The 25,275-nt window shown below is 42.0% G+C and carries 24 protein-coding genes, 1 tRNA gene, 1 rRNA gene and 2 pseudogenes; 12 read left to right on the forward strand and 16 right to left on the reverse strand.

The genetic code is table 11. The features are described 5' to 3' along the window. The first annotated feature begins 23 nt into the window (after positions 1-23). The 9 genes from traK to rrf all read left to right on the forward strand — a co-directional run bounded on the left by traK (position 24) and on the right by rrf (position 5,372). Positions 24-647 (forward strand): conjugative transposon protein TraK, encoded by a 624-nt coding sequence (traK, locus tag HMPREF0659_RS10515; protein ID WP_004353758.1) that lies wholly within the window; start codon positions 24-26, stop codon positions 645-647. A 4-nt stretch (positions 648-651) separates the two neighbouring features. Beyond that, a complete protein-coding gene (locus HMPREF0659_RS10520) occupies positions 652-954 on the forward strand; it encodes a hypothetical protein (protein ID WP_044046098.1) in 303 nt (100 codons plus the stop codon). Next, positions 947-2,215: a conjugative transposon protein TraM gene (gene traM, locus HMPREF0659_RS10525; RefSeq protein ID WP_013265860.1), complete on the forward strand. Its 1,269-nt coding sequence runs from the start codon at positions 947-949 to the stop codon at positions 2,213-2,215. Before HMPREF0659_RS10520 ends, traM begins: the two co-directional genes overlap by 8 nt. A gap of 47 nt (positions 2,216-2,262) precedes the next feature. After that, positions 2,263-3,213 carry a conjugative transposon protein TraN gene (traN, locus tag HMPREF0659_RS10530; RefSeq protein WP_044046207.1) on the forward strand — a complete coding sequence of 317 codons (951 nt, stop codon included), beginning with the start codon at positions 2,263-2,265 and terminating at the stop codon, positions 3,211-3,213. After that, positions 3,207-3,797 (forward strand): conjugal transfer protein TraO, encoded by a 591-nt coding sequence (locus HMPREF0659_RS10535; protein ID WP_013265268.1) that lies wholly within the window; start codon positions 3,207-3,209, stop codon positions 3,795-3,797. Before traN ends, HMPREF0659_RS10535 begins: the two co-directional genes overlap by 7 nt. A 12-nt stretch (positions 3,798-3,809) precedes the next feature. Then, on the forward strand, positions 3,810-4,268 hold the full coding sequence (locus HMPREF0659_RS10540; RefSeq protein ID WP_013265744.1) for a DUF3872 domain-containing protein: 459 nt from the start codon (positions 3,810-3,812) through the stop codon (positions 4,266-4,268). Positions 4,269-4,279: 11 nt separating this feature from the next. Next, on the forward strand, positions 4,280-4,786 hold the full coding sequence (locus HMPREF0659_RS10545) for a glycoside hydrolase family protein (RefSeq protein ID WP_013265521.1): 507 nt from the start codon (positions 4,280-4,282) through the stop codon (positions 4,784-4,786). 118 nt (positions 4,787-4,904) lie between these two features. After that, complete coding sequence (locus tag HMPREF0659_RS10550) at positions 4,905-5,255, forward strand: hypothetical protein (protein ID WP_009012708.1); 351 nt, start codon at positions 4,905-4,907, stop codon at positions 5,253-5,255. Positions 5,256-5,263: 8 nt separating this feature from the next. After that, positions 5,264-5,372: ribosomal RNA gene (gene rrf, locus HMPREF0659_RS10555) — 5S ribosomal RNA — on the forward strand. Between the two features lie 625 nt (positions 5,373-5,997). On the opposite strand, the pseudogene HMPREF0659_RS13000 reads toward rrf, so the two are convergent. After that, positions 5,998-7,302: pseudogene (locus tag HMPREF0659_RS13000) on the reverse strand (IS1380 family transposase). Between the two features lie 174 nt (positions 7,303-7,476). Between HMPREF0659_RS13000 and HMPREF0659_RS10570 the strand changes: the two are divergent. Then, positions 7,477-8,103: a hypothetical protein gene (locus HMPREF0659_RS10570; RefSeq protein WP_226893212.1), complete on the forward strand. Its 627-nt coding sequence runs from the start codon at positions 7,477-7,479 to the stop codon at positions 8,101-8,103. 174 nt (positions 8,104-8,277) lie between these two features. Here HMPREF0659_RS10570 and HMPREF0659_RS12540 read toward each other — a convergent pair. Continuing rightward, positions 8,278-8,499 (reverse strand): annotated as a pseudogene (locus HMPREF0659_RS12540) (IS1380 family transposase); the annotation flags it as partial. 139 nt (positions 8,500-8,638) lie between these two features. Here HMPREF0659_RS12540 and HMPREF0659_RS10575 point away from each other — a divergent pair. Next, on the forward strand, positions 8,639-9,652 hold the full coding sequence (locus HMPREF0659_RS10575) for a hypothetical protein (protein WP_013265477.1): 1,014 nt from the start codon (positions 8,639-8,641) through the stop codon (positions 9,650-9,652). A gap of 109 nt (positions 9,653-9,761) precedes the next feature. Here the strand turns inward: HMPREF0659_RS10575 and HMPREF0659_RS10580 are convergent, their stop codons facing one another. The 14 genes from HMPREF0659_RS10580 to HMPREF0659_RS10645 all read right to left on the reverse strand — a co-directional run bounded on the left by HMPREF0659_RS10580 (position 9,762) and on the right by HMPREF0659_RS10645 (position 22,820). Next, positions 9,762-9,980: a hypothetical protein gene (locus HMPREF0659_RS10580; RefSeq protein WP_044046100.1), complete on the reverse strand. Its 219-nt coding sequence runs from the start codon at positions 9,978-9,980 to the stop codon at positions 9,762-9,764. A gap of 4 nt (positions 9,981-9,984) precedes the next feature. After that, positions 9,985-10,239: a hypothetical protein gene (locus HMPREF0659_RS10585; protein WP_044046101.1), complete on the reverse strand. Its 255-nt coding sequence runs from the start codon at positions 10,237-10,239 to the stop codon at positions 9,985-9,987. A gap of 25 nt (positions 10,240-10,264) precedes the next feature. Then, positions 10,265-11,539: a PcfJ domain-containing protein gene (locus HMPREF0659_RS10590; protein ID WP_013265324.1), complete on the reverse strand. Its 1,275-nt coding sequence runs from the start codon at positions 11,537-11,539 to the stop codon at positions 10,265-10,267. Positions 11,540-11,543: 4 nt separating this feature from the next. Then, positions 11,544-11,963, reverse strand: coding sequence for a PcfK-like family protein (locus HMPREF0659_RS10595; protein ID WP_013265106.1), 420 nt, complete (start codon positions 11,961-11,963; stop codon positions 11,544-11,546). 22 nt (positions 11,964-11,985) lie between these two features. Further along, on the reverse strand, positions 11,986-12,417 hold the full coding sequence (locus HMPREF0659_RS10600) for a hypothetical protein (RefSeq protein WP_013265685.1): 432 nt from the start codon (positions 12,415-12,417) through the stop codon (positions 11,986-11,988). Positions 12,418-12,771: 354 nt separating this feature from the next. After that, the gene (locus tag HMPREF0659_RS10605; protein WP_013265457.1) at positions 12,772-13,119 is read right to left on the reverse strand and encodes a hypothetical protein; all 348 of its coding nucleotides are present in this window, start codon (positions 13,117-13,119) and stop codon (positions 12,772-12,774) included. Between the two features lie 138 nt (positions 13,120-13,257). After that, positions 13,258-13,725, reverse strand: a complete 468-nt coding sequence (locus tag HMPREF0659_RS10610) for a DUF1896 domain-containing protein (RefSeq protein WP_013265915.1) — start codon at positions 13,723-13,725, stop codon at positions 13,258-13,260. Between the two features lie 25 nt (positions 13,726-13,750). Then, positions 13,751-14,983, reverse strand: coding sequence for a site-specific integrase (locus HMPREF0659_RS10615; protein ID WP_013265770.1), 1,233 nt, complete (start codon positions 14,981-14,983; stop codon positions 13,751-13,753). Between the two features lie 312 nt (positions 14,984-15,295). Then, positions 15,296-15,380 (reverse strand) — tRNA-Ser (locus HMPREF0659_RS10620). Between the two features lie 138 nt (positions 15,381-15,518). Continuing rightward, positions 15,519-16,739 (reverse strand): BaiN/RdsA family NAD(P)/FAD-dependent oxidoreductase, encoded by a 1,221-nt coding sequence (locus HMPREF0659_RS10625; protein ID WP_013265488.1) that lies wholly within the window; start codon positions 16,737-16,739, stop codon positions 15,519-15,521. Between the two features lie 93 nt (positions 16,740-16,832). Continuing rightward, positions 16,833-17,339, reverse strand: coding sequence for a pyridoxamine 5'-phosphate oxidase family protein (locus HMPREF0659_RS10630; protein ID WP_036923119.1), 507 nt, complete (start codon positions 17,337-17,339; stop codon positions 16,833-16,835). 834 nt (positions 17,340-18,173) lie between these two features. After that, positions 18,174-18,962 (reverse strand): pyruvate formate-lyase-activating protein, encoded by a 789-nt coding sequence (gene pflA / locus HMPREF0659_RS10635; RefSeq protein WP_052299143.1) that lies wholly within the window; start codon positions 18,960-18,962, stop codon positions 18,174-18,176. After that, the gene (pflB, locus tag HMPREF0659_RS10640) at positions 18,949-21,195 is read right to left on the reverse strand and encodes a formate C-acetyltransferase (protein WP_013265856.1); all 2,247 of its coding nucleotides are present in this window, start codon (positions 21,193-21,195) and stop codon (positions 18,949-18,951) included. The genes pflA and pflB overlap by 14 nt, the downstream gene beginning before the upstream one ends. A gap of 326 nt (positions 21,196-21,521) precedes the next feature. Then, positions 21,522-22,820: a Gfo/Idh/MocA family protein gene (locus HMPREF0659_RS10645; RefSeq protein ID WP_044046208.1), complete on the reverse strand. Its 1,299-nt coding sequence runs from the start codon at positions 22,818-22,820 to the stop codon at positions 21,522-21,524. Between the two features lie 1,375 nt (positions 22,821-24,195). Between HMPREF0659_RS10645 and HMPREF0659_RS10655 the strand changes: the two genes are divergently transcribed. Then, a complete protein-coding gene (locus HMPREF0659_RS10655) occupies positions 24,196-25,275 on the forward strand; it encodes an efflux RND transporter periplasmic adaptor subunit (RefSeq protein ID WP_013265568.1) in 1,080 nt (359 codons plus the stop codon).

Consider the following 25,275-nt stretch of genomic DNA (forward strand, 5'->3'; position numbering starts at 1 on the left):
TAATCAACAGATATAAAAGAAAAATGGAATTCAAATCACTTGGTAATATCGAGACCTCATTCAGGCAGATAAGGCTCTACGCCTTTGTCTTTGCCATCGTCTGCGTGGCGGTAAGCGGTTATGCCGTCTATGCCTCATACAGCTTCGCCAAGGAGCAGAGGGAGAAAATCTATGTGCTTGACCAGGGAAAGTCGCTCATGCTTGCCCTCAGTCAGGATGCAAGTCGTAATCGTCCCGTAGAGGCAAGGGAACACGTGCGTCGTTTCCATGAGCTGTTCTTCACCATTGCGCCTGACAAGGATGCCATTGAGAAGAACATGGAGCGTGCCTTTGTGCTGTGTGACAAGTCGGCTTTCAACTATTACAAAGACTTGGCAGAGAAGGGCTATTATAACCGTGCCATATCGGGTAATGTCAATCAGCGCATAGAGGTGGACTCTATCCACTGCAACTTCAATACTTACCCTTATGCGGTAACGACTTATGCACGGGAGTTTATCGTCCGTCAGAGTAACGTTACAGAGCGCAGTCTTGTTACGACCTGCACGCTGCAGAACTCTGTCCGTTCGGACAATAACCCGCAAGGTTTTCTTATGGAGAACTTCCTTGTGAAGGAAAACAGGGATATACAGACTTATAAACGATAAGGCTATGGCAAGGAAAAGAAACTTTTTACTCTCACGTCAATATCTGCGCTTTCACCTGTGGCTCCGCCATCGGTGTGAAAGACTCACGATAAGGCAGAGAAAGGAAATCGTCTATGGGCTGAGTTTCATCTATCTGCTCTGCTCGCTCTGGATGATAGCACAGTTCTTCCTTCCTCCAAAGAAGGAGAAACTACCCATCCCCACGGGAAAGCTGACGGACAGTCCGATACAGACGGACAGTACTTTACAAGAGTTACACGGCAATTTTTACCTACAACATCATCAAACAATCAAAGAAAATGGATAATAAACAGAAAGAACAAATGAAGAAAGGCTTGGTCTTCGGAGGTCTGGGACTGCTGTTTGCCCTTTCAATGTGGTTTATCTTCGCACCTTCGGGCAAGGATAAGACTGCAGCGGAACAGGGACTCAATGACAGCATACCGCAGGCAACGACAGAAAAACTGACGGAGAACAAACTCAAAGCCTACGAATTAGGCGACAAAGCACACGAGGAAGAACAGACCCGCGAGGAGATGGGCAGACTATCGGACTATTTTGCACAGAACACTGCTCCATCAGAGGAGCAGCGTGCAGAAACAGCTGCTTCTACGGCAAAGATAGAAAGCTCCATGCATCGTTATGAGGAGAACAATCGGCTTTTGAACTCTTTTTACGCTCCCGACCCACACGAGCAGGAACGTGAAGCCTTGCGCTCGGAAATAGATAACCTTAAAAAGGAACTCTCTGTCAAAGACAGCAGGGAGGACAATGAAGAGAAACGACAGCTTGCCTTGATGGAAAAGAGCTATCAGATGGCAGCGAAGTATCTTCCTAAAACATCAACTCCACCTACTTTCAATAGTGGTTTGACTGCTGAAAAAGAGAAGACGGAAGATACAGCAGGTGGCTCTGACGCCGCTAAGGGCAAGACCATGCAGAAGGAAAAGCCTGTAATGGAGGTGCTGCCGGAGCGTAGGCAGATAGTTTCTTCACTTGACCAGCCTATGAGCGATGTGTACTTTATGGAGGAATACGGCAAGAAGGCTCGTAATATGGGCTTTCATTCGCTCACAAGTATGGCTGCTCATACGATGCGCAATACGCTTAAAGTTGTAGTGGACAGGACAACGACAATCAAGGAGGGTGACAATGTCGTGCTTCGTCTGCTTGAAAGTGCCAAGGTAGGGGGGCTGCACATTCCACGACAAAGCCGACTCATAGCCGTTGCTAAGATAGAGGGCAACCGTATGCACCTGCTTATCAAAAGCATTGAGGTGGACGGGCATATCATAGCCGTCAAGCTCTCGGCATACGATATGGACGGACAGGAGGGTGTGTATATACCAGGTTCGGAGGACATCAATGCGCTTAAGGAAGTAGGGGCGAACATCGGTGGTTCAATGGGCACCTCCTTTACCTTCGCTTCCTCTGCCAAGGACCAGATTATCTCCGAGGCTGCTCGTGGGGTGATGCAAGGCGCAAGTCAGCTGCTTCAGAAGAAACTGCGCACCATCAAGGTAACGCTCAAGGGTGGCTACCGCCTTTTCTTGGTTCAGTCCAAATGAAACAATCGAAAATGATAAGTAAAAATAACATCAAATCAAAAGGAACAATGAAGAAAATTATTTTATCAATGGCTATGCTTGCCATGGTGGGAGCAACAGCCACAGCACAGGAAAACAATGATGGTCTGACACCAAGCCGTCCGCTTACTTCGGGCGAACTCTTTCAAGGTATGAGCCGTGCTATTCCAACGGGACGTGTCGTACTGCCGTATGGTCTTGACGTTACCTTTGACAAGACCGTGCACCTTATCTTCCCTTCTGCCATCCGCTATGTAGACTTAGGTTCGCAGAACATCATCGCGGGGAAGGCGGAGGATGCAGAGAACGTGTTACGTGTAAAGGCTTCAGTGAAGGACTTTGAAACGGAGACCAATATGAGTGTCATCTGTGAGGACGGCTCTTTCTATGCTTTCAATGTAAAGTATGCCGATGAGCCTGAGAAGCTCAGCATAGAGATGAAGGACTTTCTCTCCACGACGGAAGGCAGGCTGCCAAGCAATCGCTCTGATATTTACTTTAAGGAACTCGGTAACGAGTCGCCCGTATTAGTAAAACTGATGATGCAGACTATCTATCAGAACGACAAGCGTACCATCAAACATATCGGTGCACAGCAGTTTGGTATGAAGTTCCTGCTTCGTGGCTTGTATGCCCATAACGGCTTGCTGTATTTCCACACTCGTATGGAAAACGGCACGAATATGCCGTACTCTGTGGATTTTATCATCTTTAAGGTGGTTGATAAGAAGATGGCAAAGCGCACTGCCATTCAGGAGCAGGTATTGCAGCCACTTCGTGCCTATCATCAGGTAATGCAGGTGCGTGGCATGGGAAGTGAACACACTGTGTTTGCGCTCGAGCAGTTTTCTCTTGCTGAAGACAAGCAGCTTGAAGTGACACTCTATGAGAGAAATGGCGGTCGTACGCTGACTTTCCATGTAACGGCAGAAGACCTGCAGTTGGCAAAGAAGATTGATAACCTCAAACTGAAATGGTAATGAAGAAGAACAATATCATTCTAACAGTATGCGTTGCGGTGGCCATGACTTTCAGTCTGCCATCGCAGGCACAGCGACTGATACCCAAGCAAAGGGGAATAGAGGTCGTAGGGGCTGTTCCACTCATCAAGGGTGAAAAGTTCCTTGCTGCTGACAATTTCGGCATGGGAGCATCACTCACACGATATCTGGGACGTGAGAATTATACCTTTGTTATGGCAGAGTATGAACAGCAGAATATGCCGTACAGAAGCTATAACGTAAAACTCAAGGATGCTCTCTTGCAGGTGGGCTATATGCACCCTGTTCTCTCCGACAGAGGTAAGAACGTGTTTCTTTATGGTGGCATATCCGTCTTGGGTGGCTATGAGCAGCTGAACGAGGACAAGAAGCTGCTGCCCGATGGGGCGACGCTGCTCGACCACTCCCGCTTTGTCTATGGCGGTGCCGTACATGGTTCGGTGGAAGTGTTTCTAACAGACAGGGTCCTCTTTCTTGTAAAGGCGCAGGGACGTTTCCTCTTTGGCTCGGACGTGCATTGTTTCCGTCCGGCTGTTTCAGCAGGACTAAGGTTTAACTTTTAAGTAGAAGAAAAGATGAAGAAGATATTGAATACGATTTGGGTAATGGGTGTGCTGACCCTTGCCGTGTTTTGCCTATCTGCTTGTGATAGGGATTTGGATGTTCAGCAGTCTTATCCGTTTACGGTGGAGACAATGCCGGTTCAGAAGGACATCATAAGGGGGCAGACGGCTGAGATACGCTGCACGCTCAAACGAGGTGGTGAGTTTGCCGACACTCGCTATACGATACGTTATTTCCAGTCTGACGGCAAGGGCTTGCTAAGAAATGATAACGGCACAGTATTCAAGCCGAACGACTGCTATCCGCTTACAAAAGATGTGTTCCGCTTATACTACACCTCGCTCTCATCTGACCGCCAAACGATTGATGTATATGTGGAGGATAGTTTTGGGAAAGTTCAACAGCTGACCTTTAGTTTTAACAACGAGCGAGAAGAGGGCAAGGACAAGCCTGCATCTTCTCGCCACTAAAAGCGTAATTGATGCGAACGATAAATTCTTTCATTTTACTTTGTGTATTCTGCCTGTTCTGTCAGCCGACCCTTGCCCAGCAGAGGGTGCGGCTGGCAGACTTGCCACCTTTTGAGCGTGCTGTGGTCGTTGTGAAATATTTCGAGGGATTGCACGGCTGGAAGAATTATCCGTATGTTGGATATGGGCATCAGCTGCAACGGGGAGAGCATTTCACGGCGGATATGACGGAACGGCAGGCGGACTCACTGCTTCGTGCCGACCTTTGGAAATGCTTTGAACACTTCAAAGGCTATGGTAAGGATGCGCTGCTGCTCAGCCTCCTTGCCTATAATGTGGGAGTAGGACGACTGCTTGGATATGGTAAGCACTCCAAGAGTAGGCTGCTACGAAAGATAGAAGTTGGAGACAGAAACATCTATCGGGAGTATGTTTCGTTCTGCCGATATAAGGGGAAAGTTTTGAAAGAACTGGTGAAACGGAGACAGGTAGAGTTTGCATTGTTTTATATATCATGATTGTCAAAAACGCCTCTTGCGATATTTTTATGCTTGCAAGGGGCGTATTCTGCCCGTTTTATTCGTCTTCCTCGTTAAGAATGAGTAACTTTGCAGGAAAATTATTAAACTACATATTATGCTTCAAGGAGATAACATAACAATACGAAAGGTACACGGAATTGCAGATACTGACCTGCAGAAAATTAAAGCATTTCTACAAGGAGCAGTGTATTCTTGGTGTATAACTCGCAATGATGAATGGTTCTGTGCGAGAAATTTTATAGGAGGAGATAATTATTACTGGGAACATTATCCTTTGGGAATCCTCTATTTTCGTCATATAGATGCAGGTTATGACCATGATTATGCTTTTGACCAGGCTGCAAAAGATGCCGGTAAGATATTGAAAAGTGTTCTGCAAGAAGATAATCGGCTCTTTGAAACTGAGGGCGGTTATACTCGCCGTTATCGTTGGAAGAAACAATAAAAATATAAAATGGTAGCTATAGCATAAGTGTACACCTCTTCCCATTCCGAACAGAGAAGTTAAGCCTTATTGCGCCAATGGTACTACACTAAGTGGAAGAGTAGGTCGCTGCCAACGTCCACTAAATGAGTTCGGGACGTAAAGCCAATAACGGTAGAACTCTTTACTTTATAATTCAGCGAAAATGAAAAAAAATTTATTTTTCAAAAAGTAGGTGATTGATTTAAGTAAAAAACTTAGTCAATCCCTACAAGGATTGTCCTCTGACAAGTCTGTGATGATTGTATGTAACAATATAATTCCACTAATTGTCGGACTATTTAATCCAATAGCAGGTATAATAGCTACGGCTGTTGTAATGTGCTATTAGTTGTATAACAGTAAGGATGCCAATAAGAAGGTTGTGATAGTATCTAACAATATGATTCCTCTGATTGTTGGTTTGATAAATCCAATAGCAGGTATAATATCAACAATGATTTTGACTTGCTATTAGTTGTTTAGCAACAAAAAAGGAACAGATTAAGTTTCCGGAGCGGAGCAACGTGTTTGTTCCGCTTTTTTCATAAGATACCTCAATTCCGCAGTATTTTTTCTTGTGAGAAAATTTTATATGTTGAAATGTCTTTTTGGGGCTCTATATGTTGATATGAGGTGCGTCGGTGTTTCTTGGGTCTTTTCTAAGCATACAATCCCCCTCCCAAACCAATGGGGAAGTATGATAACCACAAAGAAATACTGTTTATTCAATGAAGACCTCAGAGTAGTAGGTTTTATTTGTATATAGGTTCAGAACGTTCTGCCTTCCAGTGCGCACCCATTTTGCTGGTACGCTGACAAAATGTAGGATAAAGGCTTTCAGTCTGCTTGTCTTTTTCAATGGCTTGACCTTATCGCTGATATGACGGACGAGATAGAGATAGAAGTTCTTCAGCATGGCGGTAACCATCATGAAAACCATGTTCTCAGCCATAAAGGAAAAGGGCAGATGCGACCATCCGAAGTCATTGTTCTGTATGTCGAAGTTCTTTTCGCTTGCTCCACGCTCATTATAATAATGTAATGATGTCCTTCTCGGTAGATGTCCGGTTATTGGTGAGGATACAGCGGTATGTGTATATTACTCCGAAGATATCTGTCTGCCCCCTGCCATCCTTGTCTTTCAAAGGACTACGCTGTACGACAAGCCTGTATGACTTTCCTTCTATTAAGTTGTCTATGCTGACGGAGGTGACATCGCATCTCTCATAACCAACCTCAACACTCTTCCATTCTTTCAGCTAGCGGAAGTTCTCATTGCGACTGCCACAGTTGGCAGCACGTATGTAGAACGTGTTGCAGTGCGACTCTACGGTTTGGATGATTTTCTTTGAGAACGCCCCACAATCAGCACGGAAACGCTCTATTACCACACCAAGTTCTGAGGTTACACGGTCCATAATGCGACGGAGCGTGTCTTCTTGATGGAATCTCACATTGGTGTTTCCGTCACGATTCTCACCTCCGACTATGATTCCCCCAATGGAAGCCCAACCAGGGAAATAGCCAAAATCCTGCTTGTAAGAATACTTTGCATCGAACTTGTGGGCTGGTGGATAAACTGATGATCAAAGTCTAAGTCAACATGACTGCCCACCTTTATAAGCCCCATTCTTCGTATCATCCGTAAAAGTAAGGTATTCAACTTTTCTGCTGTGTTGAAACTGTAAGACCTGCCGGAGGTTTCGCTCTTATAGACAATATTCTTTTCGGCAAGCTCCTTTAGTCCGCGTCCCACAGTGCCGGCACCAGGTAATAGCGTGTCAGGTCTCTGCTTGAACTGTCCTATAAGCACATTGATGTCCTCAAGGCATTCTCCACCACAAAGGTAACTGAAGAAGAGAGAGCCAAAAATACTTCTATAACAGAATACTTTGCCGCTACTTCCACGTTTGCCCAATACAGATTCGGTAAGTTTTTCAAAGCCCAACTTTGAAAAAATGTCCATAATGTGATAAATTCTACCGAAGGAAGTGATATTCTCGCTTTTAATTGCTACCTTTGCCATGTCAGTTTTTTGCTTACTTATTATGTTTGCAGCACCAAGATAGGTGAATTTTCTGACATATCCAAGTGTTTTGAGAACTTTGTTTCTCAGGCACTTGGAGTTCTTACAAGAATTTATGCTGCGGAATTAAGGAATTTTATGTATTACCATAACTTAATACTTGTTCAAGATAAAATGAATGAAATCATCGAATATATTTTAGGAAAAGAGAATCTTCTTTTGGATATCTTCACCATTGTTTTCACTGTTATGTATTCATTATCTGTAATTCGCTTGTTAGGAAAGCTGAAAGCTCGAAAATTAGAACGGAAAAAGATATTTATTAATACTTTTATCAAGGGTATATCAGATAATACTATTGCAAATTCAACTGATTTATTGAATATATATTCTGGAATAACAAAATTGAGTCCCGAAGATTTAACAAACAGACAGGACTTAAATAAATGGCTTAGGGAGATTCTTGCTAAACTTATAAATAAAGAAGTTGGACAGGATTTAGTACAAGATAAAGTAATAGAAATAAAGGAAAAAATTACGAATTTCATTAAAGAAAACGAAACCACTAATCCTTATACAGACTTGCCAGATACAGAGCGAAGTATAATTAATGATTTGAGTGCATTTAATAAATTAGGTGACCAAAATTCTATAAATAGAAAACTAAGCGAATTGAGTAGTGTTATTATTACTAGACATGAACAACAGAAGAAAATTGAAAATTTGAATAAATGGTCTATTCCGTTAGCAATTATAGGAATGGTTTTGACTATCATATTTGGGATTTTATCTATAATCTAACGTTAGTTTGATTAATTTGAACAAGTCTTGACTATTACAATTAATTCAATTTACCAAATTATTAACAACAATGTTTTCATCGAGTTCACGTCAAATATGTACTTTTTGATTATTGATTAAAGTATTTGGTATGCAAATAGAGTTTTGCAGAGTTCAATATTATAGAGATTTCGTAATCAAATGAGTAGTGATATCCTTGGGTACATGAGAACCACCACAGAAGTAGATACTCATGAGAGAACGGATGATTTCGCTGTACTGATAACCGAACGATCTACACCTTAGACCGAGGGTTGAGTCGATTACAGATGATAATGTGGAGTCAAATTGCTCCATGATTGAAAATAATCCCCCAAAAGGAGTGAGTCTCTCAGATTTAATTTGTATCTTCGCCATGTCTATCGTCGGATCCTCTTGTTTTTTGCAACACTAAGATAAGTGAAAATTCTGACATGGCAAAATCCTGAGCAACTTTTTGTTGCTCAAGTACTTAAAAAGTTTAATTTATAATAGTGTTGCGGAATTAAGAAAAAATATGAATTCACAGTTTCCAATACTTGCATTAAACAGTAACATTACGCAGCTCATCAAAAAAATCCCTTCCGCTGGCATTTTAGAAAATATCAAGGAAGGACTTAACAATGAAATTCGTTTTATAGACCAAGATTGTCCTATTTCAGATGTTGCTAAAATAGTAAAGTTTCCAATGGATGGAAAAAGTTATGTTAGCCTGTCTGCAGCATACTGTCAATATCTATGGCTAATGTGCAGCATAATTATAAGAGAAATCGATTTGTCTGTGGTTATGGAGGAGTGCAAACGATGTGGTGTTACTTTAGAGCAATTTATAGAAGGCACAAAGCAAGCGGTAAGTCTTTCTCAAGAACAATTTTTGGAACAGATTCCTTTAGAATATAAAGGGATAAATATAGAACAGTATATTGATTACTTAAAACGAATTCCTGAACTATTAAATATCGAAGAGTTTTGTAAACTACAAAAATATTATATAAAATTATTGGTCGAATTAATGAGGCAAGAAACGTTTAATTTAGGTGATTTCTCTGCAATTGATGTCAATACACCGTATGGGGAGAAAATCAACTCTGTTTATTGCTTTGGAATTTGTTTTATTCTTCTACACGAGGCATCACATTTTGCTCTTGGGCATCTTGATAAAGTAAGCCCTGCTATACAAGATGAAGTAGAAGCAGACTTTTCATCTTTTGGGAGTATTTACTCTGACATATCTGAAAATGAAAAGTTTTCTGCAAATTGTGGGGTCCTTTGTGCTCTGTTCTCACTTCTTTACCTAAATCCAACAATTGAACCTGATAATATCCACCCCACAGAGGACGAGAGAATTTTTAAGGTCTATGAGTGTATAAAAAATGATAATCCAAAATACATAGTAATATTGGTTCAGTTTTTTAAGTATTGGGCAGAAATTTATCAGATAATCGATTTTCCTCCCAATCTACAAAACACAGAGGATTCCGTAGATAGGATTAAGGATTTTCTTGCAGAGTATAAGAAGATAAAAGCGTGATATTATTGATGTTTCTGCGACTTTCTTTTGCTTCTTTTCTTTGGTCGCCTACTCGTTCAAAGAAAAAGAAAAGAAGCCACGCAAGTTTGAGGTTGCGTGGCTCATTGTGTTAGGATTTTTCAATAGTTTCAATTATCCGTTCTTCGGGGTGGGTATCAAAAGCCCAGTTGATTTGTTCATCGGGCAGGATGCTGTGTACTCCTCTGCCCATCACCATACCACAATCTTCAAGGATTTTACGCTCGGCTTCCTCTCGGTTTGTGGCTGCTACCTCAAATACTCCTTCAAAAATGTATTGGGTGCGTACTCTGTAAACATTCCTTTCCATATCTTCAAAATTCAGCAATGAGTAATCTGTGTTCCATTGGCTCACCATTGTATAACCTACGATGGGTGAGCCAAAAATGGTGCGCTCCGTAACCATAGACAAAGAACTTGTCAAGTTCCGTTTCTTGGGAGATTTGGAGGAGTGCGGTCTGCAACTCCTCCTTGTTCTCGGCTATGCTTATGGCGTTGATAACTCTCACGATAATATTGGGGATTTCGTCTGCCCAATTATGAATAATGTCTTCTATCTGTACTTTCATACTCCTTTATTTAATGGTTCATACTTTATGCTGTCGCTTTCATTCTTCGGCTTATAAGACCTCGATTGGCATTGACAAGGTTTACTATCTGCTCGTGGTATTCCGTATTCTTGTTGCATACCCCACGACTTTGCACCACTTCCAAAGTTCGTAATGATACTTCAATAGTTTCTATTCGCTTGCCTTCAATGGTAGCCGAAAGGATAAGGGAGTCCTCCTTAAGGTAGTATGCATTAGAAAATACGCAATGGTGCATTGATACACCTTCTTCTAAATGTTCCTGCACACTCTCTAATACGTGGACTTGGATAGTGCCGTCCGTGAAACAGATACCGAAAAACTTGGATTTAAGTTCCTTGAAACGCTTTTCGTCTTCCATTGCCTTCTTTTGCTTCTGTTCTATCTCCTCCTTTTCACGCTGCCTGAGAAGTTCCTCGTGTCTGCGGTCGTGTTCGCCTTTAAGGTCTGTGGGGCATAAATATTTTGGATTATGAATATCCTTACCTAATCTTCTAAGTGTATCTACATAATCACTCCAAAGAGAAATGTCTGCTATCTCATAGCCGTTACGGACTGCAATCTTGTAGGACTGCCATAGTTCCTCAAAAGTTCTCTTGTTGCCAAGAAAGTAACGTAAATGGTCTGTGCTACCTGCCTTTAGCAATGTTTCCACACGGCTGTCTGTAAGCAATGCAGGAATAAGATGAGTAGGCACGATGCCATAGAAATTATCCTTAAAACCATTTCTTTGAAGTTTATTTGTAACCTTGAACTTCGGATATATGGGTGAGTAGGCAATATGCTGATAGGCTTCATTATCGTTGCGTATCGCCATAGGACTATAATAGGAAAAGGTATCAACATAGTGTCCCAATACCCTCTGTATAGCAACCACAGCTTTTCGTCCCTGCATATTCCACCAATATTGCCCAATCTCAATTATAGAAGTCTGTGCTTTGTAACCTCTCTCCATACCCACAATAAGTAGGAACATACGCAATACTTGAAACTCTCCACAAGTAGTAAGTATGGTGAAATACTGCTTTTGCTGCAACTTGCGTTCGTAGGTTTCCTTGACCTGCAACTTTGACCTGCAATGAGGGCAGGTGCAAGTTTCTCTATGTTTGTTCATTACCCAACTATGCCCACAATCCATACAAGTGGTGCGACCTTGTGGTAAGCGGTAGGCGAAGTGGTCAATGCACTCACGGAATGCCCATCTGCTTTGTGTCTTGGTTATCGGGCGAAGGTGCCTGCTCTCGGCAAGGACTGCCTTCTCAAACTTGTTTCTCGGTTTCATAGGCTTAAAAATCGAATAGTGATGGTTGTACTTGGGTTGTCGCGTTCTCAGTCTTTTTCACTCGTGCGTTACGGCTCTGTATCTTGGCAAGTTCCTCACGCTGATATTGTTTAATGGCTTCCTGCCTTGCTTCGGCTTTTTCTTCCTCTGTGAGTTCTACAATGTGATTAACGGCTACTTGGCAAGAAATAGCCTTACCCACCTCTATATCGTCCTCATCGTAGTAGTGAACAGCCATAGAGAAAATTTCATCATCATCAAAGCCATTGCAACCGCTTTTCTGCACTTCATTAAGAATGTAGGTGATGCACTCCTCGATATTCTTGTTTGGCTTCAACAAGTTAGGGGCAAATAATGGGTCTGTCATAGCACGCTGATTAAGATACTCGGCTATTGTCCGTGTGAAATGTTCTGTTCCTTTCATTGTCGTATATGTTTTGATGTTGTTAATACTTGGGAATTTCAACTATTTGATTGATACGTCCATACAGGTAGGCTCTTAGGCTTGTTCTATCGGGTGCGTAATACTCTGTCCATTGTCCGTACTGATTGACAAGGTATTTCTTCAGCACGTCAAAGAAGTCAAAGCGATAGCCTTGTAGGGGAACGGCAGTACGGAAGTAGGTATTAGAGTTCACCGCTTCACATAGCCAATTCTTTTCCTCACGGCTCATACGCTCGCCACAATAGAGTTTCACACGTAGGAGATATACTTTGCTATTACAAAGGCTCTCCAAAGGGGGAACGTCCCATTGTACAAACTTAATTGCCAACACTTGCTCACTTTTTCCAACCACAGAGTTAATGCGGTAATGAGAGGAGGAGCTATATCCTTTTCTTTTCATCGAAGATGTTGTATTTACTTTTTGCTTATCCATAGCGACATTTTTTTTATGCGTCCAAAGATCGGAGTATGCTGATTCCTTTTTGTAGCAAAATAGAGGTAGCGGGGCGGGCTTACACAAGGTTTTGGCGGAAAATACAACCCGTAGGTGTGGAGATTTTCCAGACAAACCAAGTGGCTTAGGACCTTGGGAAAGCCACATGCCCCGTACTACCTTTGCGGATAAAAAGGGAACAGCATCCGTCTTCTTCATTTCGCATATTGTGGAGCATTGGAAAGGAAGCGAAAGTGCAACGCCCATAGTGAGAAATAGAAAAGGTGGCTATCTCGAAATGTGAGATAACCACCTAATGAACGATAAATGAAAGGTATTACAGAGCTGTGCTTCTCAAAGCATGCATAGCAGGAAGGCACAGAGAATAGCTAACCAAAATAAAATGCTCAGCAGCGTAATTGTCACTTTTAGAATGACTCTGACGATAAAGCGTAGTATCAGAAAACCTGCAATGACAGAGACGGCAGTTACGACTTGCGGCGTTACAATCTTCGAGATAAGCCAAATGGCACCGATAACGACGGAAAGCAAGGTAGTGAGTTCGATGAAGCTTGTCCAAGAGAAGCGGCGGACTTGCTTGGGAGAAGTCGGCTGCTGCTTGTTCTTATCGGTTTTGTTCGATGCGTCTGCCTTGATGAAGACTGGTGTGTGGACATCTTCATTCATGATGATTGTATTCATATCGGAGCTTTTTATAGTTTCAAGAGCAATAACAAGATACTCTTCCACACAAAGCCAAGTGTTTGTAAAACTATTGGTGTGTGGAGAAGAGTGGTTATCTTGGCTCTTGAAACTACAAAAGCTCCCGATGGTATTACATCAAGTCATGTTCTCACTATCGACAGTTGGCAGACCATTGACCTCAATGAGCAAAACGATTGTCCCTGTCAGTTCGGTGTAGAGTTTCTCATACTCTGGACTTGCACCAAAGTCGTCCGTCAGCTCATACTTGTCGAAAACACTTTGCACAGCCTTATTCTTCAGAAGCATTGGTGTTAGTCTTTCAGGAAGAGGAGAGGGCAGTTCTTTCTCGAACTCATTCTCTAAGACAGAAACAAGGGTGTCGTACTTGGAGAAATGCAGTCCTTGATACAGAACTTCGCTTGCCATCGTCTCCGCCTCTGGGTGAGAAAAGCCTTGTGCTACTGCATCACAGTAGGCAGTAAGGGCTTCATCGGCTCTTGCCGTTATGAATGGTTTGTCACTCAGCATTTCAGGGAAATGCTCACTAAGATAAGTCTCTAACTTCAAACGGAAGTAAGAAAGCTCTTTCTTTGTTGTTGTCATAATTTTCTTGGTTTAGGGTTGTACATTATTTTGAGTTGATGCCCATAGCAACTTTGAACTTGTCTAACTTGCCAGCCAACTGTTCCATATCGTGTTCTATTTTCTTATTGGTAATGCGGGCATATATTTGTGTAGTTTTAATATTGGTATGCCCCAACATCTTCGACACACTTTCCATAGGAACGCCCTTGCTGAGCGACATGGTCGCAAATGTATGCCGGGCAAGGTGAAAGGTCAGGTTCTTCTTGACACCGCAAAGGTCGGCTATTTCTTTTAAATATGCGTTGGTTTTCTGATTCGTTAGGATGGGAAATAGTTTGCCGTCCCGATAGGTCTTATGACTGTACTTGGCAATGATACTCTTGGGAATGTCAAGCAATAAAACATTTGTCTCCACATTTGTTTTCTGTCTCTTGGTCATAATCCACTGCTTATCATCAAGTGTTACGATATTGTCCGGTGTGAGATTGGAAACATCAATATATGCCAGACCTGTGAAACATGAAAAGATGAAAACATCCCTTACTAACTCCAAGCGTTGAATAGCAAGATCCTTGTTGGCTATCTTCATAATTTCCTCATCCGTGAGAAAACCACGATTAACTGGCTCCAAGTGAAAACGATGATTGAGGAAGGGGTCGTGAAGAAGATAACCACGTTTTTGCGCATAGATGGTTACAGTCTTGAGTGCCTTCATTTTCTTGACTGATGTGTTGTAAGCGCAACCAGCCACGGTACTCAGATATAACTCAAAGTCTTGTACCACGGATGGTGTGAACTCTGTCAGTCCTACATCCTTTCTTCCATACTTATGAATAAGAAATTCTGAGAAATGTCTTCTTAAAACGCTGTACTTTTGTAGGCTGTCTTTGCTGATGGTGTGTCCGACGCGTTGCCTGATGTCTTCGTTGAATCTGTCGAATACAGGGAGGAAAGTTATATACTCCCTGTCTTTTCCCACAAAATAAGATCGGATTTTCTCCAATGACATGGAGGAGTCGTCCTCAAATTTGTGATAGATGTTATTCAGGGTAGCAGAAATAGAGTCCAATGCGGCATTGGCGGATAAAGCTTCAGTCGTCCGACCTTTGAGCCGACTTGTGGCATTGTTCCATACAGTCTTGTCCACGAAGATTTTCGTAGATCCGAAATTTGCCATCTCTCCGTTAAGGAATACACGGAGCATTACAGGCGACTTTCCTTCTTTGTTCTCATAGTTTGAGCGTAGGTAGAAGGACACCTTGAAATTTGTTCTCATAATGCATCATTCTTTTGTGTAGCACTCGGCTGCAAAGTTAATATATAACATACTGAAACAGAAAGAATTGATGCCTTCAATTTGGTATTCAAAATCCCGTCACTGCTACATTTTTTGCTGCTACAATTTTTGTGTAGCAGTTTATGTAGCAGAATTTGACCGAATGATGATTGTCAAAACATAGGGTTATGCCGTCAGGCGATAAAGGTATATACAAAGAAAAATCGTTGTAAAACCTTGATTTTACAACGATTATCTAATTTTTGAAGGCTAAAATGAAGACTCTTGTGAAGACCTTTTAAAGCCTATTAGCGGAGAGAGAGGGATTCGAACCCCCGGTACCTCTCGGTACGACGGTTTTCAAGACCGTTGTAATCGACCACTCTACCATCTCTCCAGAAGGTTACTTTGTAGTCAACCTGCTTCCTTGTTGAAAGCGAGTGCAAAGGTATAGATATTTTTTGAAACTACAAAATGTATGGGGAAGGAATTTGAAATTAAAACACTTTTTAACTAAAAGCAAAATGGCAAGATGCTAACTACCTGCAGCACATTGCCCAGCCACAACACCTGTTGTCCATGCAGCTTGAAGATTAAAACCACCAGTAATAGCATCAATGTCTAACACCTCACCCGCAAAGAAAAGATTTGGACAAACCTTACTTTCAAGTGTTTTAGAATTAACAGAGTTAAGACTCACACCACCACACGTCACAAACTCTTCACGAAAGGCACCTTTACCAGCAATGGTGTATTGATCATTGACCAATGTTTCAATCATTCTGTTTAGTGTTTTACGTCCAATCTCAGCCCATGGTTTCACAGCATCTATGCCAAGTTTACTTAGTATATAGAGCCACAGACGACTCGGCAAACCAAATGGATGTAAGGTAGCAACCTGCTTACGTGGATTAGCAGTTTGCAACTTCAGAAGATTCTCCTCCACTTCTTGCCGTGTTAGTTCGCCAGTCCAACTGATTGCAAGCGGTGCTTTATAATCATTTTCAGCAAGCAGACGAGCCGCATAGGAGGAAAGTTTCAAGGCAGCAGGACCACTTACGCCCCAATGTGTCACCAACAATGGACCCTTCGCACGTAGTTTTGTTCCAGGAATAGTCGTCACAACAGGATCAACAACCGTTCCCATAAGGTCGCAAAAAGCACGATCTTTTATATTAAAGGTGAAAAGTGAAGGTACAGGAGCCTCTATTTCATGTCCAAGCTGGGCAAGGTATTGTAAGCCACGTCCATTCGGTGAGCCTCCAGTTGTTATAATAGTACGATGAAACACACGATGTGCACCATTCTCAAACTCCAGTTTTAATCTTCCATCTTCCATCTTATGGATATTCACCAAACGGTGTCGACAACATATAGTCACCCCCAACTCATTAGCCTGCCGCACCAAACAATTAATAATGGCATGAGAATCTTGCGCCTTTGGGAAGACACATTCATCTTCTTGCGTTACCAATGGCACACCATGTTGCTCAAACCATCTATAAGTATCTTCATGGCTAAACGTCTTCATTAACCGTTTCATGAGTTTATGCCCACGTGGGTAAGCCTGCTTCATGTCCGTAATGGCTGCAAAACTATTTGTAACATTACAACGTCCACCTCCGGTTATTTCAACCTTAGCCAACACCTTCTGTGCACGTTCAAAGATTGTCACCTTACTTGCAGGGTTTGTCCTGCGAGCCACGATAGCAGCCATGAACCCTGCTGCTCCTCCGCCAATGATAGCTATATCCATTCGCTAAAAACTAATACTTAGGTCCTGAGAGATGCCGACCTTTGCTATGTGAAACATTTAATGTGTGGTGAATATCATTCTACGAGTATTCCTTTAATCTCCGGTTGGCGTACCTGATGAGTGCACCTTCTTTCGTTTACCACTGAATTCAGAGAAATCAACACGGATAATTTCAACGCGATGAAAACTCATGTGAGCGTATTTGTCGCCAAGCTCTTTGAAGTCAGGTGATAACTTATCTATCAATAGATGCAGTGCATGCATCTTCTCCTCCTCAGAAAGATGAATATGTGCCTCACCAAAGAAGATAGCACTCTCGTACTCAGTGGTGAAATTGCGTGGCAACAAGTTTACTTTACCAATGACACAGAGCGAAACTTTAGGATTCTGCTCAATAGCCACCAACTTACGCCCTTCAGGTGCACAATGGATATAGATACTATTCTTGCCGTCCCAAACAAAGTTTACAGGAATACCATATCCCATATCTTCTGAGACCATACTCAAAACTCCGTATTCTCCATCTCGCAAAAGTTCTATCGCTCTTTCCTCATCCATCAGACGATCTTGTCTGCGTATGCGGTCATTAACATATTTCATATCGTACATAATTAATAAAAAAATGATTAGTTGAAACTGTGAATTATCTGTTATGAGTTAATCTTACCTATACAGGAATCTTTGTATAAGACTTCCAATATATACAAAAAAAGACCTTGACTGATTCACATCACCCAAGGTTTAAATACTAAAACTAAATTAACCACTAAAAAAACTTGATGCAAAGATACGCGTTTATTTTTAAATAACCAAATTTTTGGAGAAATATTTTTTATTATTTAAAAACACTATTAACCTTTATTGTTGATTTTTTGAATGGACATAACTATAAAATTAAGATTATTATTATACGGATAATGTGTATCAATCCATTTGATATAATAGCCTTTAACATTTTTATTATCGTAATTTATTACGTAAAAAATAAGGTTAAAAAAACTTTAGCGCATAATTTACTTCACACGAGTCAGCATCTTGCTTATATAACCAACCTCTATCATTTTACAAACTCATAGCAAGATTATCTTGCATGCCTATCATATCCTTACCTTCAACATAGAGATTCTCATAACTTTAAAACCAACTGTTCAGGCTCTGAAAAATTATTACACAATTCCAAGTAAAAACCTCGGAACAAAGCTAAAAAACAAACACGCAGCTCAAGTTTACAACCATCAAGAAATCAGCAAGTTACAAAAATGTATTTTAAAAGGTGCTTAATTGGACTCCAAAAGGGCGTTAATAAGACCTCAAAAGAGCACCTATTGGAAGCTAATTAAGGCTTAATTCGAATGCAATTAAGCCTTAATTAAAAAGCAACAGAGGAAAAATATTTACATCGAACGGTTCTAAAAGACTTTATAACAGTCCCAATTATCTCCCCTCTGTTAATATCTTTCGCGCATGAAGAACACTTTCCTCCGTAGGCGATTCTACATCTTTGAGTGCGTAAGGAATACCTAACTGCTCCCATTTATAGACACCTAACGAATGATAAGGCAGAATCTCCACACGCTCAACATTGCTTAAAGTATCTATGAAAGCACGAAGTTTATAGAGAGATTCGTCATCATCATTAATACCAGGAATCAAGACATGTCTTATCCATACAGGTTTCCCGATGTCAGAGAGATAGCGAGCACAGTCGAGGATATTCTCGTTTTTCCAACCAGTCAATTGCTTATGGGCATCGCTATCAATATGCTTTATGTCCAACAATACTAAATCGGTATATTTCATTAACTCCTCAAAAGCAGAGAAGCTACTCGACTCCCGATTGAAAGGTTGGGCTGAAGTATCAAGGCAGGTATTGATTCCTAAAGCCTTAGCTTTACGGAACAGTTCCGTAAGAGGTTGTATCTGCAACAGAGCTTCACCCCCACTCACAGTGATTCCACCTTTCGTTCCCCAATAACTCCGATAACGTTGGGCTTGAGACAAGACATCATCAACAGAGCGGAGGTTGCCCCCCGCCCTGTCCCATGTGTCTGGATTATGACAGTACTGGCATCGCATAGCACAACCCTTAAGGAAGATAACGAAACGAATACCAGGTCCATCAACCGACCCGAACGACTCTACAGAGTGTACCCGTAGCATCATTTCGGAAGTCAGCGAATCCGATAAATTGTTATGTTGATTATTCACTTTACATTGAACCATGCGCACGACGTGCAATAACATCCATCTGCTGTTCGCGTGTAAGGTCGATGAACTTCACAGCGTAACCGCTCACACGGATGGTGAAGTTTGCATACTCTTCCTTCTCTGGATGTTCCATACAGTCAATCAGTTTATCTACACCAAAGACATTCACATTCAAGTGGTGTGCACCACGGTCGAAGTAACCATCCATTACACCCACGAGTGTACTGATACGCTCCTCATCATTGTGACCAAGAGCATCTGGGCTAATTGTCTGTGTATTAGAGATACCATCAAGCGCATACTCGTATGGAAGCTTAGCTGTTGAGTTCAACGATGCCAACAAACCATTCTGCTCTGCTCCGTAAGATGGGTTTGCACCAGGAGCAAGCGGTGCACCAGCTGGACGACCATCAGGCATATTACCTGTAAACTTACCATATACCACGTTTGAAGTGATGGTAAGGATACTTGTTGTAGGCTCTGAATTGCGATAGGTATGGTGCTTGCGAATCATATTCATAAAGGTCTTCAACAACCATACAGCGATGTCATCAGCACGATCATCGTCGTTACCATAACGTGGGAAGTCGCCCTCAGTCTTGAACTCGATAGGGAAACCAGTCTCATCACGTATGATATTAACCTTTGCATACTTGATAGCAGAGATAGAGTCAACCACATGGCTGAAGCCAGCGATACCCGTTGCGAAAGTACGACGTACGTCAGTGTCAATGAGTGCAAGTTCTGCAGCCTCATAGAAGTACTTATCGTGCATGTAATGGATGAGGTTCAATGTGTTTACATAGACACCAGCCAACCACTCCATCATATCCATGAAGCGAGGCATGAACTCATCATATGTTACGACATCACCCTCTATTGGACGATAAGCAGGTCCACACTGCTCACGTGTCTTGCTGTCAACACCACCGCTGATTGCGTAGGTAAGACATTTAGCGAGGTTTGCACGTGCACCAAAGAACTGCATCTCCTTACCCGTCTGTGTTGCAGATACGCAGCAGCAGATTGAATAGTCATCGCCCCAGATTGGTCGCATCACGTCATCATTCTCATACTGAATAGAACTTGTAGAGATAGAAATCTTCGCAGCATAGTCCTTAAAGTGCTTTGGAAGACGTGAGCTATAGAGCACAGTGAGGTTAGGTTCTGGTGAAGGACCCATGTTCTCAAGTGTATGGAGGAAACGGAAGTCAGTCTTTGTTACCATTGAACGGCCATCCATACCCAATCCCGCAACTTCGAGGGTAGCCCAAACAGGGTCACCAGAGAAGAGCTGGTTGTATGAAGGGATACGTGCAAACTTAACCATACGGAACTTCATTACCAAGTGGTCGATGAGTTCTTGCGCCTCAGCCTCCGTAAGTGTGCCTTCCTTGAAGTCACGCTGAATGTAGATATCGAGGAAAGTTGAGATACGACCAACTGACATCGCAGCACCGTTCTGTGTCTTAATAGCTGACAAATAACCAAAGTAAAGCCACTGTACAGCCTCACGTGCGTTGTTTGCTGGTTCAGAGATATCATAGCCATAGATGGCTGCCATCTCCTTCATCTCCTTCAAAGCCTTCATCTGCATAGAGATTTCCTCACGCAAACGGATAACCTCTTCAGTCATAGTACCATCACCACAGTTGCGGAGATCCTTTGCTTTTTCGTTGATAAGGAAGTCTACACCATAGAGTGCAACACGACGATAGTCACCCACGATACGACCACGACCATAGGTATCAGGAAGACCTGTGAGGATATGATTGTGTCTAACGAGTTTCATCTCGTCTGTATAAGCATCGAAGACACCCTCGTTATGTGTCTTACAATACTTCGTGAAAATCTCATGAAGTTTCTCAGATGGCTCATAACCATAGGTTGTACATGCCTGCTCAGCCATCTTGATACCACCATAAGGCATAAAGGCACGCTTCAAAGGCTTGTCTGTCTGCAGACCAACAACCTTCTCTAACTCCTTTGTTCCTTCACCAATATAGCCAGGACCATATGCAGTCATACTGGATACCACCTCGGTCTCCATGTCTAAGACACCACCCTTAGCACGCTCCTGCTTCTGTAGTTCTTTGAGCATACCCCAAAGTTTGTCTGTTGCTTCTGTTGGCTTCTCAAGGAAGGAAGCATCACCATCATAACTATCATAATTATCTTGGATAAACTGACGCATATTGACTTCATCAAGCCACTTGGTTCCAGTAAATCCTCTCCATGCTTTTTTCATGACTGTTTATTTGTTATTATGTGAAACGAATTAATTAATATGCTTGTTAATTGTTATACTGATTGAGCATTACTAATTACCGAGGACAAAGATAGACAAAAAAAACGTAATATCAAGTATTTAGAGATACTTATATTTAAAATATGCATATAAATACCTATAAATAGTGAGAAGAAATCTACTCTTGCAAATATTCCAAACTTATAGGTATGAGATTTGATTATTGATAAGGCTAAACAATAAAGGTAGAATGGTAAGTATGAAGCCTCAACACCAAGAGGGAAACGCATACTTACCATTCTACCCGACAAGAATAGCCACAGCCACTAAATACTTTCCGTATCAACTGAAGACCTACGATTTACGAAGTCGGGAATCATCACTGGCATTGAACCTTGTTCAATAGAGCGTTTGGATAGCTCAGCAATGCAACACCACTCCGCTAAATCATACACATCCATATCTAAAGGCAAACCTTGTTGTAGGCATTGAGCAAGCCGTAAGTCCATAAAATAAGACATTCCGCCACGTGCGTCGAGCTCTTTGGCTAAGGCAATTGTTTCTGAAGGGAAAGAAGGCGCATAATGATTGAGTAGCGTCTCTATCTGAGATGCGTCCAAAGGTAGCTTATCATCCTCCATTTCAATACCCGCTTTGGCTGCCATCTCTGGGCTTAACAGCACCTCTGGGACAGGATATTTAGCTGCATAACCCGCTGTTCCGACCGCTTGAAACATACGACTATATGGGCGTGGCGTCATAACATTGTGTTGAATAAGCATCGTCTTCCCTTTTACGGTACGTATCATCGTTGAGGTCTGGTCGCCATTAGCAAAGCTATCACACGCCTTTCCCATTACCGCTTGATACATCTCTGTACCCAGAAAAGCGTTGGTTTGCATGGCTGTGAGGTAGTGCATACGGTCAGTACGATGAATATCAAGCAATCGACAGACGGGTCCGATGCTGTGTGTTGGGTAGACATCGCCAGCATTCAGACGGCTATACTCCATACGCCAAGGTGTCCAACGGTCGCCAATAGGATGAGCATAACCGCCTTCCACGTGTACAAGTTCGCCAAGCAAGCCTTCATGTACCATCTGACACACCGCCATTTCGAATCGGTCGTAGACTGCATTCTCAAGCATCATACAGTGCCGTCGGGTCTGTTCAGCAGTGTCTATCAACGTCCAAATATCTTTTAAGGTGAGGGCTGCAGGTACTTCTACTGCCACGCTCCTACCCTGCTCCATCGCATGAATAGCGATTGGCACATGTGACATCCAATCCGTACAAACATACACAAGGTTAACTCCTTGCTGTTGGCATAATTCTTTGTAAGCCGTCTCACCCCAATAAACCTTTGGACGAGGCTTACCCAACTGCTCAACGTGCCGTGCGACCTCCTCTGCCACTTCCTTTGACACATCGCAAACAGCAGCTATCTCAACCTTAGGAATATGACACCAGCGTGTCACTGCCATTCGTCCACGCGCTCCTACACCCACAAAAGCCACACGCAACAGCGGCATTGGCGGAAGCGCCAACGATAAGACATCACGCTGACCAGCAGCACGAGGTGGCACAAAAGTTTCTAACGGACGCACCGCCGACATCATTTCCATTGCCATTATGATTTAATTTCAGTGCAAATATACCTAAAAAAGAGAGAAGAAAAAAGATGTTCCAAAGAAAATCAAAGGTTCTTCCGTTTATACACTATCGTCTATTAGTGCATAAACAGATTTATTTTAGTTTCGAGCAGACTTACTTGTCGTTACAATAAAAGCGTAATAACAATACCAAATTTCAAGCCCAAACAAGATGACAACAAGAAAACAAGAGACATGTGAACGTCATACAATTCCATTAAAAACAAGAAAACCGCCCTTCGTTAGCTCCATTCTGTAAACTATTTTCACACACTTCAAAACCAACACATGCTCTTTTGGCTTCGTAAAGACGCCCTTTTAGCTTGCTAAAGGTGCCCTTTAAGACCCTTACTAACGCCCTTTTGAAGTCCAATTAAGCACCTTTTGAAAACCACTTTTATAACCTACTGATACTCTGTCGATTACAAACTCGCTTTTTATTCCTATTTTTCGCCATCCTTTTAGGTCAAACACTCTAATCCATGTAATCATTTTTTACCTCTTACTCATTCCATTTTTCGTTGTAACTTGCTATTTGTTAGACCTACTATACGACGCTAAAAACAGCTTAATCCAAATAGAATGAGAAATAAGTAAACAAGCCAACTACACGTGATAGCCTCATAAAGCAATTGAGTTGAACACATATTCTATAACAAAAATGGGCTTTCGGTAATTTGGAGTGATAAGTTTTGCCACTTCAGTTTAGAACTTTGACTTAATGTCACACAGAGAAAAGGAGAGGACGGAGGATTATTAAAACAAAGCAATGGAAGTCACGGAGGCACCGTCGGTGCCATAGAGCGACGGAGCTTGCTTGCACACATTTTTAGTAACTTTATGCCCAAAGCATTTATCCCAAAAGTTATCAAGAATCTGTACGCTATACCTCCGTCGCTCTTTGTGCCGTCGGCACCTCCGTGACATTGTGTTTACCTCCATCCCCTCCGTGACTCCGTGTGCCTATTACATAAGCCTTTTTGTTTATCAACCATATTTCAGAAGAACCACAAAAATGACTTCAGAGAAAACTATTCAGTACCTGCAGAAAATTAACCACAGAATTACTTGCATACTAAACAAAAACGACGTACCTTTGCGAGCACAACCAATAGGTAACGTAAAGGATACATTTCTATATCGCAAAGCAATGATTCTGAAGGGTATTTTAGGAAACACTTTTCTTAATAAGTTTCCATAAAGATGTAACGACAGTTCTGTTTTCTATTATTATAGGATAGGAAAGAGAAAACAGAATGAGTAGATATGGCTACAACGAGTAGTCAAGATGTGTTGGATTAACGCGTTAACTTTTCACTTGTTTTTACGAAAACAAAAAGACCAATTTATGAAGAATTTAATTCATTTGTCTTGTCTTGCAATCATGTTTCTTCTATGTGCGTGTCATTCAAAGAAAGAAACACAAGTAAAACCAGTTTACACTGCAACGACACCACTGGTAGAAAGCATCTCCCTACCACAGTCTTATGTAGCAAACATTGCCTCACAACGTAACATTGAAGTTCACTCTCAGCAAACCGGTATTTTGCAAGATGTGTATGTTAGTGAAGGTCAGTTTGTGAAAGCAGGTCAACCTCTATTCCGTATTGCAATTGTTGGTGCTAACGAAGAGATTGCCAAGGCAAAGGCTGCAGCAGAGCAGGCAAGTATAGACTTGCAGAATGTAACAACGCTAACGGATAACAAAGTGCTCTCAAATAATGCGAAGCGCATGGCTACGGCTAAGTTGAAAGGAGCAGAAGCTGACTATCAGTTGGCTGTATTACATAAGCGTCTGTCTCTTATCCGTGCGCCTTTCTCAGGCATCTTAGGGCGTATTCCTAATAAAGCAGGAAGTCTGGTAGAGCCAAGTGATTTACTTACCAGCTTATCAGATAATAGCAAGGTGTTTGCCTATTTCAATATTTCAGAAACAGATTATTTAGATTTCCGCCTCCATCCAGAACGCTTTTCACAAACTCCACTACAGCTTGTTTTGGCGAATGGCGATGTCTTTCCTGCAAGCGGAAAGATATTAGATATTGGTGGACAGTTTGATAGTTCAACAGGTACGATTGCTGTTCGTGCCGTCTTTAGCAATGCCAACAATCTTTTACGCAATGGTCAGACGGGTACGATAAAACTCTTTATACAAAAGAAAAATGCAATATTGATACCACAAGAAGCTGTCTATGAGCTTCAGGATAAGAAGTATGTATTTGTGGTTGACAAGAATAATATTGCTCGCCAACGTGCTATCAAGATTGATGCTGAGTTTACAGGAGCATACGTTGTTTCCTCAGGGTTACAGCCTACTGACCGTTATCTTCTTGACGGTATACAGAAAGTAAACGATGGAGACAAGGTACGTGTGTCTATGGTTTCTCCACAAGCATCAATGAAGTTGGATAAGTTAAACGCTAATTAG

This window comes from Prevotella melaninogenica ATCC 25845 (assembly GCF_000144405.1).
GTDB classification, from domain to species: Bacteria; Bacteroidota; Bacteroidia; order Bacteroidales; family Bacteroidaceae; genus Prevotella; species Prevotella melaninogenica.